A 14,388-nucleotide genomic window follows, 5' to 3' on the forward strand; every position below is an offset into this window, starting at 1 on the left:
GGCCTGGGGGTCCTACACAGGCCGCCCACTGATGAAGGTTTGGGAGATCAGGGGGACGGCGGGGCGGTAGGAGAGGTGTAGGTGGGTGGGGGCGTTGAGGATGGTTAGGTCGGCTTGGGCGCCGGGGGTTAGGTGGCCGATGTCGGGGCGGCGGAGGGAGGCGGCGCCGCCGGCGGTGGCTGACCAGAGGGCTTCGGCGGGGGTCATGTGCATTTCGCGGACGGCGAGGGCTATGCAGAAGGGCATGGAGGAGGAGTAGCCGGAGCCGGGGTTGCAGTCGGTGGCGAGGGCTACGGTGACGCCGGCATCGAGGAGGCGGCGGGCGTCGGGGTACGGCGACCTTGTGGAGAACTCGATCGCGGGGAGGAGTCCGGCGACGACTCCGCTCGACGCGAGGGCGTCGATGTCGGCGTCGGTGAGATACGTGCAGTGGTCGGCCGCAGCGGCGCCTATCGAGCAGGCGAGCTGGACGCCGGGGCCTTCGCCGAGCTGGTTGGCATGGACCCGGGCCTGGAGCCCGCGGGCTAGGCCGGCCTCGAGGATCATGCGGGCCTGGTCTTCGTCGAAGGCGCCGCGTTCCACGAAGACGTCGATCCACTTCGCGTGCCCCGCAGCCACGTCGAGCATCGGGCCGGTCACCAGCGACACGTAGCCGGCCGGGTCGTCGGCATACTCCGTCGGCACCACATGCGCCCCGAGGTACGTCGTCTCGTCGGTGAAGTGGCTCGCGATCTCGAGGGCCCGGGCCTCGTCCCCGACCGTCAGCCCGTACCCGGACTTGATCTCCACCGTCGTGGTCCCCTGCCGCCGCATCTCCGTCACCAGCCGGGAGACGTTCGCGGTCAACTGTTCGTCGGTGGCGGCCCGGGTTGCCGCGACTGTGGTCCGGATACCGCCGGCGGAGTACGGCGTACCTGTCATTCGGGCTGCGAACTCCTCGGCCCGGTCGCCCGCGAACACCAGGTGGGAGTGCGAGTCGACGAAGCCGGGGATGACTGCTCGCCCGCCGAGATCGAGCGCCGCGTCGGCGACCGGAGCGTCACGTCGTTGGCCGACCCAACCGATTGTGCTGCCGTCGATCACCAGCGCCGCGTCGTGAAGCTCACCGAGCAGATCGCCGCGGGCGGGATCGTTGGTCACCAGCGAACCGATGCCGGTCAGCAACAGCGAGCTCATGGGGTCACCGCCGCAATCGAGGAAGCCAGTCCGGTCGAGACGTCCATCGTCAAATGATTGCCGTCGACAACTACCTGTTTGCCTGAGACAACCACATCGGCCACATCCGCAGCGGAGACAGCGAATACGGCCGTCTCCACAGTCCCTCCGGTCCCCGCCGTACGCACGCTGTCGAGCCGGAGCGCGACCAGGTCCGCGCGAGCACCCACCTCGATCACCCCCGCATCCTCGAAACCGATCGACCGATGACCGTCGGCGGTCGCCGCCTTGAGCAGCTCGGCCGCCGACCAGTGGCCGCGTTCCTGGGACGCAAGACGCTCGTCCAACTCGACGGCTCGCATCTCCTCGAACAGATCAATCACCGCGTGACTGTCAGAGCCGAGCGTCAGCGCCGAGCCCGCGTCGCGCAGCTGGACGGACGGGCCGATACCGTCGGCGAGATCGCGTTCGGTGGTCGGGCAGAAGCACGAGTACGTCGCCGAGCTGCCGAGCAGCCGCACGTCGACCGCGGTCAGGTGCGTGGCGTGGACAGCGCTCGTTCGGCCGCTGAGGAAGCCGGCCTCGTCGAGTACCTGGGCCGGGGTCCGGCCGTACGCCTCGAGGCAGGCCGCGTTCTCGGCAACCTGCTCGGACAGGTGGATATGCAGCGGTACGTCGGGAAACGCCGAGGCGACCGCACCGAGTTGATCCTGCGGAACGCCCCGGACCGAGTGGGCGGCGGCGCCGATCACGACGTCATCGCCGCCGGTCAGCTGGCTCACGCGGGATGCCCAGGCGGTGGCGTCGCCGTCGCTGAAGCGTTGCTGAACCTCGTTGAGCGGCTGGTCGATCCCGCCGGCGAGGTAGCAAGTGTCGAGCAGAGTGATCCGGATGCCGACGTCGCGGGCGGCTGCGATCAGGGCCAAGCCCATTGCGTTGGGGTCGTCGTAGCGGTGGCCGCCTGGCGCGTGGTGGAGGTAGTGGAATTCCCCGACGGCGGTGATGCCGGCGAGCAGCATCTCGCCGTACACGGCTTTGGCGAGGTCGTAGTACGTGTCGGGAGTGAGCGCGGCGGCGACGGCGTACATCTGGTCGCGCCAGGTCCAGAAGGTGCCGCGCTCGGTCTGCGTGCGGCCGCGGAGCGCGCGGTGGAAGGCGTGACTGTGGCAGTTCGCGAGGCCGGGGATGACGAGGCCGTTGAGGATCTGGGCGTCGCCTGGCTCGGCATCGGGCGCGACGGAGGTGAAGCGGCCGTCAGCCGTCGACACCAGGACGCCGTGAGCGATGCCGGTGGGGAGGAGGGCGGTCGCGCACCAGTACGACGTCACTGCGCGAGATCCTGGAGTACGGCGGTCAGCGCGTCGACGCCGGCGAGGCAGTCGTCCATTTCGGCGTACTCAGCGGGTGAATGGGAGATGCCGGTCGGGTTGCGGACGAAGAGCATCGCGGTCGGGATGCCGGCGGCCGAGAACACGCCGGCGTCGTGACCCGCGCCGGTCGGGAGGACCGGGGCGCCGTCGAGGACGTTGACCAGGCGGTTGCGGAGGCCGGCGGGGAAGTCCACGATCGGGGAGACGGACTCTGGGGTTACCTCGAGCGTTGTGCCGTCGCGTTCGGCGCGTTCGGTGGCTTGCTTGGTGATTGCCGCGAGCAACAGTTGCAGGACGTCGTCGGTGGCGGCTCGGGCGTCGAGCCAGGCGGTCACCTGGGACGGTACGGCGTTGGTGCCGTTGGGTTCGACGGAGAGGCGGCCGAAGGTTGCGCGGGCGCCGGCTAGGCGGGCCTGTTTGTTGGCGGCCAGGGCGGTCATGGCGTAGGTGAGCATCGGGTCGTGGCGGTCTTCCATCAGGGTCGTGCCTGCGTGGTTGGCCTCGCCTGTGAAGGTGAACCGGAACCGGCCGTGGGGCCAGATGGAGCTCGCGACGCCGACGGGCGCTGTCAATCCGCGACCTTGCTCGACGTGTAGCTCTACGAAGGTTCCCATTTTCTGCAGGAGCGGCGATGGGCCGACTCTCTCCGGGTCGATGCCCGCCTTCTCGAGCGCCTCGCCGAGACCGATCCCGGCGCGGTCCTTCAGTGCCAGCGCCTTCTCGGCTGAGAGCACGCCGGTCGCGATCCGGGAGCCCAAACACGGCATCCCGAAGCGCGAGCCTTCTTCTTCTACAAAAGCTCCGATCCCGATCGGCACCGACGGCGTGAACCCCTCCGCCCGCAACCGATCCACAGCCGCCAGGGCGCTGACAACCCCCAACGGTCCATCAAAAGCCCCACCGTCAATGACGGAGTCCAGATGGCTCCCAGTCACAATGCCCGGGGTTGCAGAAGAGCCGGACGACGCGTCGGAGCGGGTGCTTGGTGCGCCACGCCCGTCCTCTGGGTCCCACCAGGCGATGAGGTTGCCTATGGAGTCTGACTCGACGGGCAAGCCGCGGGCGGCGCACTGGTTTAGGAACCAGTGCGTCGCCTCGCGTTCGGTGGGGGTCCAGCCGCCTCGGGTGTAGCCGCCGGTTTCGGGGTGGCGGCCGATGGCGGACTGGTCGGCCCAGAGGGATTCGAAACTCAAGACAGCGGGTTCTTCGACAGCCAGTCCTTGGCGACCGCGTCCGCGCTCTCCTTGCCGACGTCGATCCGCTTGACCAGGTCGGTCAGCGCGTCCGTGGTCAGCTTGGCGTCGACCGCGTTCAGGGTGGCGGTGACGTCGTCGGACTTGTGGTCGGTCCGGATCAACGGAACGATGTTGTTCGGCGGCAGGATGTTCTCCGGGTCGTCCAGCTGGACCCAGCCCTTGTCCTTGATCACTGCCTGGGTGGTGAACAGGTCCGTCACCTGGATCTGGTTCGTCTCCAGCGCCTTGATGCTCAGCGGACCACCGGCGTCGAGCGTCTTGTACTCCTTGAAGTCGACGTCGTACTTCTCCTTCATGCCCTTCAGCCCGGCGGTCCGGACCTTGAACTCGGAGCTACCGCCCGCGACCAGGTTCTTGCCCTTCAGGTCGCCGATCGACTTCAGGCTGTACTTGTCCGCGGTCGCCTTGGTCACCACGATGGTGTCCTCGTCGGTGGCCGGCGACATCTCCAGGATCTCCAGCCCGGGCGTCAGCGCCTTCTTCAGCGCGTCGTACGCCTTCTGCGGGTCGGTCTCGGTGGAGTTCTTGTCGAAGTACGCCAGCGCGGCGCCGGTGTACTCCGGGACGAGGTCGACGGACCCGTCCTTGATCGCGGCCATGTAGGTCTCGCGGTTGCCGATGTTCGGCTTCTTCTTCACCTCGATGCCCTTGGCGGAAAGCGCTTGACCGTAGATCTCGGCCAGCAGCTGGCTCTCGGAGAAGTCGGCGGACCCGACGGTGATGCTGGTCACCTTCGAGGGCGCCGGCGAGCTGCCGGCGTTGTCACTGCCGAGCTGGTCGCCCCCACCCCCACAACCAGCCAGGCCGAGCACCGCCACCCCGGCGATCGCAGTACGGATGAGTGTGGATCTCAACACGAGAGCCTCCAGTGTTCTCGTTCAGCCATCGGCCGGTGCCGATGGATGTGTCTCAAGTTCAGCAGGTACGACGGACATTCAGCGGGCGTTCAGCCCCGGTGAGACGGTGATCCGGCCGATCAGCGCGAAAATCGCGTCGAGCACGATGGCCAGCAGTGCCACCAGCAGGGCGCCGCTGAACATCTGCGGGAAGTCGCGGAGCTTCAGTCCGTCGACCACATAACGCCCGAGACCGCCGAGCGACACGAGGGCCGCGATCGTGGCGGTCGAGACGATCTGCAGGGTGGCGCTGCGGACGCCGGAGATGATCAGCGGCAGCGCGATCGGGATCTCCACCTTGGTCAGGATCTCCCGGCCGGTCATCCCCATCCCCCGGGCCGCGTCGATCGTGGCCGGATCGACACCGGACAGACCGGCGTACGTCGAGGCCAGGATCGGCGGGATGCCGAGGGCGACCAGCGCGATCAGCACCGGCAGGAACCCGATCTGGTTGGTCAGTAGGACCGCGATCATCAGCAGGCCGAGGCTCGGCAGCGCCCGGGCGGCGTTGCCGAGGTTGATCGCCAGGAACGCTCCGCGCCGGGTGTGCCCGATCCGCAGGCCGATCGGCAACGCGATCACGACGGACAGGCCGAGCGCGGCAAACGTGTACCAGAGGTGCTGGACGATCCGCGCCCAGATCCCCTCGTTGCCGGACCAGTTGTACGAGTCGGTCAAGTACTGCCACATGTCAGGCCACCTCTCCCACCGGAGTCGCGACCCGCGCCCACGGCGTCAGCAGTCGCTGCAACGTGACCAAGATCAGGTCGGCGCACAGCGCCAGCAGCAGCGACAGAACCACCCCGACCACGACAGGGGTGAGGAAGTCCTTCTGGAAGCCGAGCGTGAAGAGCTCACCCAGCCCGCCGATGCCGATCACCGCGCCGACGCTCACCATCGAGATGTTCGCCACCGTCACGACCCGGAGCCCGGTGAAGATCACCGGTACGGCGATCGGCAGGTCGACCGTGATCACCCGATGCAGCGGGCTGTACCCGACCGCGATCGCCGACTGGCGTACGTCGGGTGGCACGGAGCGGAGTCCATCGATCACGTTGCGGATCAGCAGCGACACCGTATAGATGGTCAGCGCGACGATGATGTTGATCGTCGCCAGCACCTTGGTGCCGAGGATCGCCGGGATCACGATGAACAACGCGATCGACGGCAGCGAGTACAGCACCCCGCCGAACGCGATCAGCGGGTTCGCCAACCACGAGTAGCGAGTCGCGACGTACCCCAGCGGCACCGAGATGATCAGCCCGAGGATCACCGGGACGATCGCCAGGTACAGGTGCTCGCGCAGCGCCTCCCAGATCAGTCCGAGGTTGTCTCCGATCCAGTTCATGACCGCAATGCCTCTGCGACGGTTGACTGGTCGATGACGCCGATGGCCTTCCCGTCATCGTCCACGCAGACGCCGGAGCCGGTCGGGGACGTCAGTACTGCATCCAGGGCTGCGCGCAACGAATCGCCGCGCTTGAACAGCGCACCCAATGGCAGCAGGTCCGCGGACCCGTTCTTCCAGCCGACGGGTACGCCGTCCTTCAACGCGAGCTCGTCCGGCACCGGCTTCAGGGGCAGCTCTTCGGGATGCACGAACGTCAACGCCCGGTAACCGCGATCCTGGCCGACGAAGCCGCGAACGAAGTCGTCGGCCGGATCGGCGAGCAGCTCGGCCGGCGGCGCGAACTGGGCCAGCTTGCCGCCGACCCGCAGTACTGCGACGTTGTCGCCGAGCTTGATCGCCTCGTCGATGTCGTGCGTGACGAACACGATCGTCTTGCCGATGTCGCGCTGCAGCCGGAGCAGCTCCTCCTGCAACTGGTGGCGGACGATCGGGTCGACCGCGCTGAACGGCTCGTCCATCAGCATGATCTTCGGATCGGCCGCCAGCGCACGGGCGACGCCGACTCGTTGCTGCTGGCCACCGGACAGCTGGGCCGGGTACCGCTCGGCCAGCTTGACGTCCAGGCCGACGCGTTCGAGCAGCTCCATCGCAGTACCGTGCGCCTTGCCCTTGTCCCAGCCGAGCAGCTTCGGCACGGTGGCGACGTTCTCCACGACCGTCTTGTGCGGGAACAGACCGGCGTTCTGGATCACGTACCCGATACCGCGGCGCAGCGTGACCGGGTCCTTACCGTTGATGTCCTCGCCGTCGATCGAGATCGTCCCGCTGGTGCGCTCGATCGTGCGATTGATCATCCGCAGCGACGTGGTCTTGCCACAGCCGGACGGACCGACGAACACGGTGATCTGGTTGCTAGGAATCCGCAGGGACAGTTTGTCGACGGCGACAGTGCCGTCCGGATATTGTTTTGTGACGTCCTCGAACTCGATCATGGCGCCCTTTCGCGCTGGTCGTCGGTCGCGGATGAGACCCTAGCGGAACGAGAGACCGAAACCACGCGGTCGCAAGGTTTCTCGCCCCTTGGAAATGTGCACCGTAGCAGTACAGATTGCCACGGTCGCACACAGTTAGCCCTCCCGCATCGGGATCCGGACGCTCCGCTCGTCGGCCACCTCGACAGCCTTCTCGTAGCCGGCGTCGACGTGCCGGATCACGCCCATCGCCGGGTCGTTGCTGAGCACACGTTCCAGCTTCCGCCGGGCCAGATCGGTGCCGTCGGCAACGGACACCTGGCCGGCGTGGATGGACCGGCCGATGCCGACGCCGCCGCCGTGGTGGATCGACACCCAGGACGCGCCGCTGGCCACGTTCACCATCGCGTTCAGCAGCGGCCAGTCCGCGATCGCGTCCGACCCGTCCAGCATCCCTTCGGTCTCCCGGTACGGCGACGCGACGCTGCCCGTGTCCAGGTGATCCCGGCCGATCACGATCGGCGCCTCCAGCTCACCGGACGCGACCATGTCGTTGAACCGCACGCCCGCCTTGTCCCGCTCACCTTGGCCGAGCCAGCAGATCCTTGCCGGCAGCCCCTGGAACGCGACCCGCTCGCCGGCCAGCGTGATCCAGCGGCGCAGGTGCTCGTTCTCCGGGAAGAGGTCCAGGATCGCCCGGTCCGTCTTCGCGATGTCGGCCGGGTTGCCGGACAGCGCGGCCCACCGGAACGGGCCCTTTCCCTCACAGAACAACGGCCGGATGTACGCCGGCACGAACCCGGGGAACTCGAAAGCCCGTGAGTAGCCCGCCTTCCGCGCCTCGTCCCGGATCGAGTTCCCGTAGTCGAACACCTCGGCGCCCGCGTCCTGGAAACCGACCATCGCCTCGACATGCTTGGCCATAGACTCCTGCGCCCGCTGAGTGAACCCGGCCGGGTCCTTCTCCCGCGCAGTCACCCAGTCCTCGAACTCGACGCCGATCGGCAGATACATCAACGGGTCGTGCGCCGACGTCTGGTCGGTCACCACATCGATCGGCGCACCCCGCTTGAGCAGGTCGGGCACGATCGTCGCCGCGTTGCCGAGAACACCGATCGACAACGGCCGCCGGGCCGCCTTGGCCTCCTCGGCCAGCCGCAACGCTTCGTCCACGGACGACGCCCGTACGTCGAGGTAGCGGTGCTCGATCCGACGGTCGATCCGGGAGGAGTCGACGTCGATGCAGATCGCGACGCCGTCGTTCATCGTGACGGCCAGCGGCTGCGCGCCACCCATTCCGCCGAGGCCCGCGGTCAGGGTGATGGTGCCGGCCAGCGTTCCGCCGAACTTCTTCTCGCCGACCGCGCCGAACGTCTCGTAGGTGCCTTGCAGGATGCCCTGGGTGCCGATGTAGATCCACGACCCGGCCGTCATCTGGCCGTACATCGTGAGCCCCATCGCCTCGAGCTTGCGGAACTCCTCCCAGTTCGCCCAGTCGGGAACCAGGTTGGAGTTCGCGATCAGCACCCGCGGCGCCCACTCGTGGGTCTGCATCACACCGACGGGACGGCCCGACTGGACCAGCATGGTCTCGTCGTCCTTCAGCGTGGTCAGAGTGCGAACCATCGCGTCGAACGAGTTCCAGTCACGGGCAGCCTTGCCCGAACCGCCGTACACAACCAGTTCGTCGGGGTGTTCGGCGACCTCGGGGTCGAGGTTGTTCTGCAGCATCCGCAGCGCGGCTTCCTGCTGCCAGCCGCGGGCGGTCAGAGTGGTACCGCGGGGTGCGCGCACAGGACGGGGTCCGGACATGGGTGATCCAGCCTTTCTAATTCAGCAGACCGGTGACGGTCTGGGCAGCATCGATGTAAGTGCCATTAGCAACGAGTTGGACGGAGTGCTCGAGCTCGGGGGCGAGATGACGGTCCGTCCCCGGGCCCTCGACGTACTCGCGGAGTGCGGCCACGACCGCGGCAGTGGCCGGTGCCGGGGTGAGTGGTGCGCGCAGGTCGAGCGCCCGCGCGGCGGTGAGGATCTCGATCGCCAGCACCCGCTGCAGGCCGTCGATCGACTTGCGCAGTTTGCGTCCGGCCGACCAGCCCATCGAGACGTGGTCCTCCTGCATCGCACTGCTCGGGATCGAGTCGACGCTTGCGGGTACGGCGAGACGCTTGAGCTCGGACACGATCGCTGCCTGGGTGTACTGCGCGATCATGTGACCGCTGTCGACCCCGGGATCGTCGGCCAGGAAGGCGTTCAGCCCGTGGTTGCGGGCAACGTCGAGGAATCGATCGGTACGACGTTCGCTGATGCTGGCCAGGTCCGCCACGGCGATCGCGAGGAAGTCGAGCACGTAGCCGACCGGGGCGCCATGAAAGTTGCCGTTGGACTCGACCCGGCCGTCCGGAAGGACCACCGGGTTGTCGATCGCGGCGGCGAGCTCATGACCCGCGACAGTTGCCGCGTGGGCAGCGGTGTCGCGGGCGGCGCCGTGGACCTGCGGGGAGCAGCGCAGGGAATAGGCGTCCTGGACGCGGTTGCAGTCCGGGCCGCGGTGGCTCGCGACGATCGCGCTGTCCTTGAGGATCGCGCGGAGGTTGGCGGCAGATGCGGCCTGACCGGGATGCGGTCGGAGGGCCTGCAGGTCCTCGGCGAAGACTCGGTCGGTGGCGAGTTGCGCTTCGACGCTCATCGCGGCGGCGAGGTCGGCTGTCTTGAAGAGGCGGTCGAGGTCGGCGAGTGCGAGGACCAGCATGCCGAGCATGCCGTCGGTGCCGTTGATCAGCGCCAGACCTTCCTTCTCCGCCAGCACGACCGGGGTCAGTCCGTGGGCTCGAAGGGCTTCGCCGGCATCGAGAAGGTTGCCGTCGGCATCGCGGACCTGACCTTCACCCAGGATCGCCAGGGCGACGTGGGACAGCGGTGCGAGATCGCCGGAACAACCGAGGCTGCCGTACTCGTGCACCACCGGGGTCAGGTGTGCGTTCAGCAGGCCGGCGTACGCCTGGGCCGTCTCGACCTTGACGCCGGTGCGGCCCGTTGCGAGCGTCGAGAGCCGCAGCAGGGCGAGCCCCCGGACCACCTCGGTCTCGACCTCGGGGCCGGAGCCGGCGGCGTGCGAGCGGATCAGGCTGCGCTGCAGTTGGGCCCGTAGTTCCGGTGCGATGTGCCGGGTGGCGAGCGCGCCGAAGCCGGTCGAGACGCCGTAGTGCGGGGTGTCCGCGTGGGCCAGCGCCTCGATCGCGGCGCGCGACTTCGCGATCTCCTCCAGAGCCTGGTCGTCGATCCGTACCTGGGCGCCGTACCGCGCGACCGCGACCACGTCGGCCGGGGTCAGCGGGCCGATACCAACTATCACCGTGTGTTCCACCTGCTCATTGGACCGCGCCGGGTTGCTCCCCGACAGGAGCGCCGTACCACTTTCTGTCTCGGGTCTGAGACAACGGTGGCGACCCTCCGTAGCCCTAGAGTTTCGGCATGGTGTTCGAGATCCGGACGGCGGGGCCGGAGGACGCGGTGGGGATAGCCCGGGTCTGGGCGGCGACGATGCCGCAACTGGTGAAGACGGCGCGGGCGATCGAGCTGCAACTGAAGCACGGTCGCAGCCAGGCGGTGCTGATCGCCGTCGACGGGCCGGAGGTGGTCGGGTACGCGAACATCTACTTGCCGCCGGCCGACGCCGAGGCGCCGCGGGTGCGGATCACGCTCCAGGTGCCGGGCGAGGACCGCAGGCGCGGGATCGGGACCGCGCTGCTGACCGCGATCACGGAGCGAGCCGTGCAGGTCGGAGGCGGCGGGTTGCTGGTGGTTGTCCGCGACGACGACGAGTCGAAGGACTTCGCCGCGAAGCGTGGATTCGAGTTGAAGAGGCGGATGACGAACTCGACAGCGGACCTGACCGCGGCCCGGGAGGCGGTTGCTCCGCTGGACGGGCTGCGCGTGGTCGACTACAACCAGTTGACTTCTCGGCAGCTGTTCGACGCGGAGGTCGAGGTCCGGGAGGACGATCCGAGTGGTCTGTCGGGCGGCCCGGCGTACGACGAGTGGGTGGACGTCTCGTGGCGCAACCCCGACGGGCGTAGCGATCTGAGCTTCGCAGTACTGGATGGGGACCAGGTGCTGTCTTTTGCCACCACGACCGCGGATCCGGACCGGAAGCTGATCTGGTCGAACCTGACCGGGACGATCCCGTCGGCGCGGGGGCGTGGGCTGGCGAAGGTGGTGAAGTCGGTGGCTTTGGCGGCGGCCCGCGACGCCGGCTTCGTGACCGCGTCGACCGGTAACGACGCGAAGAACGTACCGATGCTCGCCGTCAACCGTTGGCTCGGCTATCAGGAGACGTCGGCCGCCTGGACCGCGGAGAAGGATCTGTGAAACGACTCGTCATCTCGTTGCTGTTCTTCCTGGTCGTCTCGGTGGCCGTGGGGTTCCTGGTCTCGGGACCGGAGTTCCTCGACTGGGGTGTCGCCGGCGGGCTGTTCGTGCTCGCGGTCGCCGGCGAGAGTTTCCGGTTCTGGTTGAAGCGAAGCCGCGCGAAGAAACGCGAATCGTCCGGAATCTGAGATCGGCCGGGTTACCCTGCCGTTGTGAGCGGCAACGTTCCCGCCTCGACCCGCACCCTGCGGGTACTGACGTTCCTGGCCACGCAGCCCGGTCCGGTACCGATGGAGCGCATCGCCTCCGCGGTCGCGTTGCCGCGCTCGTCGACGTACCACTTGCTGCGGGCAATGATCGACGAGGGCTTCGTCGTCCACCTGCCCGAGGAGAAGCGGTACGGGCTCGGGGTGGCCGCGTTCGAGATCGGGTCGGCCTATCTCCGGCACGATCCGCTGGAACGGTTGGCGCGGCCGTTGCTGGTGCAGTTGGTGCACGAGGTGGGGCAGACCGCGCATCTCGGCGTACTGCATGGTCGCGAGCTGGTCTATCTGCTGAAAGAACAGCCGCCGCGGCCGGTGACATTGGTGACCGATGTCGGCGTACGCCTGCCTGCGACCCTGACCGCCTCCGGGCGGGCGCTGCTGGCCGAGCTGCCGCCGGCCCAGGTACGGGCGCTCTTCCCGACGCCGGAGTCCTTCGTCCGCCGCACTGACCACGGCCCCCAGACCCTCACCCAACTCCGCCGCCTCCTGGCCGACGAGAAACGCCAAGGCTTCGCCGTCGAGGACTCCTTCATCACCCCCGGCGTCGCCTCCGTAGCCAGCGCCGCCGTCGACCACGCCGGCCACCCGGCGGCCGCCATCAGCGTCACCTTCCGCACCGACGCCGTACCCCCAGCCGACCGCCCCCAGCTAGCCCACCGAATCCGCCAAGCCGCCACAGCCCTAACCCGCCGCCTCCACGGCTAGGACATGCAACAGCCCTCCCGCTTCGGAGGGCTGTTCTGGGCTACCAGGAAGATTTGGTGATGCCGGGGAGTTCGCCGCGGTGGGCCATGGTGCGGAAGCGGACGCGGGAGATACCTGCCTTGCGGAGGTAGCCGCGGGGGCGATCGTCGACTGCGTCGCGGTTGCGGATCCGGATCGGGCTCGCGTCGCGGGGCAGCCGCTGCAGTTTGTCCTGGGCCTCGGCGCGGGCGTCGAAGCTGGAGCCGGGGTCCGCGATGATCCGCTTCAGCTCCGCCCGGCGGTCGGCGTACAGGGCGACCGTCCGGCGGCGCTGCTCGTTCTTCGCGATCTTGCTGGTCTTGGCCACGAAGCCTTACCGCTCTTCGCGGAAGTCGACGTGCTGGCGGACCGCAGGGTCGTACTTGCGAATGATCAGCCGGTCGGGATTGTTCCGGCGGTTCTTGCGCGTTACATAGGTGAAGCCGGTGCCTGCGGTGCTGCGGAGCTTGATGATGGGGCGGAGTTCGTTGTGCTTGGCCATGCTGTCCTTTCCCGGATCACCTGGCGGGTGACCCTCGCTAGCCGGAACGCCGGTGGGGTGGCGGGTATTCCGGTTCAGAGGGTACTTTGTATTGGTTGTCGTTTTCAATAAGACGGGAGACTTGATGCTGCCGGTGACCTTGCTGACAGGCCTCGACGAGGGGTTCCGCGGCGCCGTCGCAGAGGACCTGCTGGCCGCGGCCGGCGTCCTGGTGGAGTACGACGTGAGCAGCCTGAGCGCGGGCGCCGTCGTCCGGATCGCCCGGACCGCCGCCGGCGTCATCGACCGCGAGGTGATCACCATGGACCACCCGTGCGTCTCGTGCGCGATCCGCGGCTCTCTCGTCCAGCTGCTGACCAGCATCGCGACCGTCGAGCGGTACGACGTCGCGATCGTGAACGTGCCCGCCGCCGGTGACACGAACGCGATCGCCAAGGAGATCTCAGCAGCCGAGGAGCTCCGCCTCGACGCCGTCATCACGACCGTCGACTCCCCCACCGTGGTCGCCGACCTGACCGGCGACGAACTGGTGCACGATCGCGGTATCCCGACCGCGGCCGAGGACGGCCGGGCGATCGCGGAGATGATCGTGCGGCAACTCGAGTCCGCCGACGCGGTCGTCCTGAGCAGCGAAGACACCACAGTTCGCGCACTGACGCAGGCGATCAACCCCGCACTCCTGGTCCAGACCACGCCAGCCGGCCTGCTCGGCGTACAGCTACACGTTTCTGAAGCCGTCGAGCCCGGTTCGATCGCAGCAGCACGCCAAGGCGAGGTGCAGACTCTCGTCTGGCAGTCCACCAGGCCTTTCCACCCCGAGCGCCTGTACGACGCCCTCGAGGACCTGGTCGCCGGGACGGCCCGTGGTCGCGGCACGATCTGGATCGCAACTCAGCACCGCAGCCGGCTCAGCTGGGACAGTTTCGGTACGAACATCGCGATCGGCGTCCTCGGTCCGTGGCTGGCAGACCTCCCAGCCGATCGCTGGTCCTCGGTCGGGCAGCAGCACCAGGCCCGGTCCGCCCTCGAGTGGCACCCGGAGTACGGCGACCGTGCGACGTACCTCTCATTCACCGGGCCGGCGCTGGATCTTCGGGAATTAAGGGACCGCCTCGACGGTTGTGTCCTCCGTGCGGACGAAGCGGTCCATCCCCTGACCGACCCGTTCGCCGTCTACTTGGAAGGAAGTACAGCCGCATGAAGAATGACATTCACCCCGACTACCGCCGGGTCGTCTTCAGGGACAAGTCCGGCAACTTCAGCTTCCTCACCGGTTCGACCCGCGAGAGCAACGAGACCATCGAGTGGCACGACGGGAACACCTACCCGGTCGTCGACGTCGAGATCTCGTCCGCGAGTCACCCGTTCTACACGGGCCAGCAGCGCGTGATGGACACCCAGGGCCGCGTGGAGAAGTTCAAGAAGCGCTACGGCCAGAAGTAACTCTGCGCCCCAGAAGCCCGCTGACCACCAGGTCGGCGGGCTTTGTCATGCCCGCGACAGGTGTCTCGGATTCGAGATGGT

The 14,388-nt window shown here is 67.9% G+C and carries 16 protein-coding genes; 5 read left to right on the top strand and 11 right to left on the bottom strand.

Translation table 11 applies throughout. The features are described 5' to 3' along the window. Positions 1-12: 12 nt before the first annotated feature. The 9 genes from hutI to hutH all read right to left on the bottom strand — a co-directional run bounded on the left by hutI (position 13) and on the right by hutH (position 10,369). Complete coding sequence (gene hutI / locus EV650_RS21520) at positions 13-1,176, bottom strand: imidazolonepropionase (RefSeq protein WP_134120836.1); 1,164 nt, start codon at positions 1,174-1,176, stop codon at positions 13-15. Continuing rightward, complete coding sequence (locus EV650_RS21525) at positions 1,173-2,483, bottom strand: formimidoylglutamate deiminase (RefSeq protein WP_134120837.1); 1,311 nt, start codon at positions 2,481-2,483, stop codon at positions 1,173-1,175. Before EV650_RS21525 ends, hutI begins: the two co-directional genes overlap by 4 nt. Then, positions 2,480-3,718 carry an allantoate amidohydrolase gene (locus tag EV650_RS21530; RefSeq protein ID WP_134120838.1) on the bottom strand — a complete coding sequence of 413 codons (1,239 nt, stop codon included), beginning with the start codon at positions 3,716-3,718 and terminating at the stop codon, positions 2,480-2,482. The genes EV650_RS21525 and EV650_RS21530 overlap by 4 nt, the downstream gene beginning before the upstream one ends. Further along, the gene (locus EV650_RS21535) at positions 3,715-4,638 is read right to left on the bottom strand and encodes an ABC transporter substrate-binding protein (protein ID WP_134120839.1); all 924 of its coding nucleotides are present in this window, start codon (positions 4,636-4,638) and stop codon (positions 3,715-3,717) included. The genes EV650_RS21530 and EV650_RS21535 overlap by 4 nt, the downstream gene beginning before the upstream one ends. A 78-nt stretch (positions 4,639-4,716) precedes the next feature. Further along, positions 4,717-5,367, bottom strand: a complete 651-nt coding sequence (locus EV650_RS21540; protein WP_134120840.1) for an ABC transporter permease — start codon at positions 5,365-5,367, stop codon at positions 4,717-4,719. Position 5,368: 1 nt separating this feature from the next. Continuing rightward, entirely contained in the window at positions 5,369-6,025 is a 657-nt protein-coding gene (locus tag EV650_RS21545; RefSeq protein ID WP_134120841.1) for an ABC transporter permease, read from the bottom strand. After that, the gene (locus EV650_RS21550) at positions 6,022-7,020 is read right to left on the bottom strand and encodes an ABC transporter ATP-binding protein (protein WP_134120842.1); all 999 of its coding nucleotides are present in this window, start codon (positions 7,018-7,020) and stop codon (positions 6,022-6,024) included. The genes EV650_RS21545 and EV650_RS21550 overlap by 4 nt, the downstream gene beginning before the upstream one ends. 135 nt (positions 7,021-7,155) lie before the next feature. After that, the gene (hutU, locus tag EV650_RS21555; RefSeq protein WP_134120843.1) at positions 7,156-8,811 is read right to left on the bottom strand and encodes a urocanate hydratase; all 1,656 of its coding nucleotides are present in this window, start codon (positions 8,809-8,811) and stop codon (positions 7,156-7,158) included. A gap of 16 nt (positions 8,812-8,827) precedes the next feature. After that, positions 8,828-10,369 carry a histidine ammonia-lyase gene (gene hutH / locus EV650_RS21560; protein ID WP_134120844.1) on the bottom strand — a complete coding sequence of 514 codons (1,542 nt, stop codon included), beginning with the start codon at positions 10,367-10,369 and terminating at the stop codon, positions 8,828-8,830. Between the two features lie 107 nt (positions 10,370-10,476). On the opposite strand from hutH, the gene EV650_RS21565 reads away from it, so the two are divergent. From EV650_RS21565 to EV650_RS21575, 3 genes are read left to right on the top strand one after another with little or no spacing between them, the layout of a single operon-like run. Then, a complete protein-coding gene (locus EV650_RS21565; RefSeq protein WP_238174362.1) occupies positions 10,477-11,373 on the top strand; it encodes a GNAT family N-acetyltransferase in 897 nt (298 codons plus the stop codon). Further along, positions 11,370-11,561 (top strand): hypothetical protein, encoded by a 192-nt coding sequence (locus EV650_RS21570; RefSeq protein ID WP_134120845.1) that lies wholly within the window; start codon positions 11,370-11,372, stop codon positions 11,559-11,561. Before EV650_RS21565 ends, EV650_RS21570 begins: the two co-directional genes overlap by 4 nt. A gap of 24 nt (positions 11,562-11,585) precedes the next feature. Next, positions 11,586-12,344: an IclR family transcriptional regulator gene (locus tag EV650_RS21575; RefSeq protein ID WP_134120846.1), complete on the top strand. Its 759-nt coding sequence runs from the start codon at positions 11,586-11,588 to the stop codon at positions 12,342-12,344. A 40-nt stretch (positions 12,345-12,384) separates the two neighbouring features. Here the strand turns inward: EV650_RS21575 and rpsN are convergent, their stop codons facing one another. Next, positions 12,385-12,690: a 30S ribosomal protein S14 gene (gene rpsN, locus EV650_RS21580; protein WP_134120847.1), complete on the bottom strand. Its 306-nt coding sequence runs from the start codon at positions 12,688-12,690 to the stop codon at positions 12,385-12,387. 6 nt (positions 12,691-12,696) lie between these two features. Further along, positions 12,697-12,864: a 50S ribosomal protein L33 gene (gene rpmG, locus EV650_RS21585; protein WP_134120848.1), complete on the bottom strand. Its 168-nt coding sequence runs from the start codon at positions 12,862-12,864 to the stop codon at positions 12,697-12,699. A gap of 124 nt (positions 12,865-12,988) precedes the next feature. Between rpmG and EV650_RS21590 the strand changes: the two genes are divergently transcribed. Continuing rightward, on the top strand, positions 12,989-14,065 hold the full coding sequence (locus tag EV650_RS21590) for a CobW family GTP-binding protein (protein WP_134120849.1): 1,077 nt from the start codon (positions 12,989-12,991) through the stop codon (positions 14,063-14,065). Next, complete coding sequence (locus EV650_RS21595) at positions 14,062-14,307, top strand: type B 50S ribosomal protein L31 (protein WP_134120850.1); 246 nt, start codon at positions 14,062-14,064, stop codon at positions 14,305-14,307. Before EV650_RS21590 ends, EV650_RS21595 begins: the two co-directional genes overlap by 4 nt. Positions 14,308-14,388 lie beyond the last annotated feature (81 nt).

Source organism: Kribbella kalugense (assembly GCF_004365875.1).
Classification (GTDB): domain Bacteria; phylum Actinomycetota; class Actinomycetes; order Propionibacteriales; family Kribbellaceae; genus Kribbella; species Kribbella kalugense.

What these genes read in the sequence shown, in the direction of transcription:
- EV650_RS21540 (WP_134120840.1), bottom strand. Translation starts at nt 5,367, where the DNA reads ATGTGGCAGTACTTGACCGACTCGTACAACTGGTCCGGCAACGAGGGG.
- EV650_RS21595 (WP_134120850.1), top strand. Translation starts at nt 14,062, where the DNA reads ATGAAGAATGACATTCACCCCGACTACCGCCGGGTCGTCTTCAGGGAC.
- EV650_RS21550 (WP_134120842.1), bottom strand. Translation starts at nt 7,020, where the DNA reads ATGATCGAGTTCGAGGACGTCACAAAACAATATCCGGACGGCACTGTC.
- hutU (WP_134120843.1), bottom strand. Translation starts at nt 8,811, where the DNA reads ATGTCCGGACCCCGTCCTGTGCGCGCACCCCGCGGTACCACTCTGACC.
- EV650_RS21565 (WP_238174362.1), top strand. Translation starts at nt 10,477, where the DNA reads ATGGTGTTCGAGATCCGGACGGCGGGGCCGGAGGACGCGGTGGGGATA.
- EV650_RS21545 (WP_134120841.1), bottom strand. Translation starts at nt 6,025, where the DNA reads ATGAACTGGATCGGAGACAACCTCGGACTGATCTGGGAGGCGCTGCGC.
- rpmG (WP_134120848.1), bottom strand. Translation starts at nt 12,864, where the DNA reads ATGGCCAAGCACAACGAACTCCGCCCCATCATCAAGCTCCGCAGCACC.
- EV650_RS21590 (WP_134120849.1), top strand. Translation starts at nt 12,989, where the DNA reads ATGCTGCCGGTGACCTTGCTGACAGGCCTCGACGAGGGGTTCCGCGGC.
- hutI (WP_134120836.1), bottom strand. Translation starts at nt 1,176, where the DNA reads ATGAGCTCGCTGTTGCTGACCGGCATCGGTTCGCTGGTGACCAACGAT.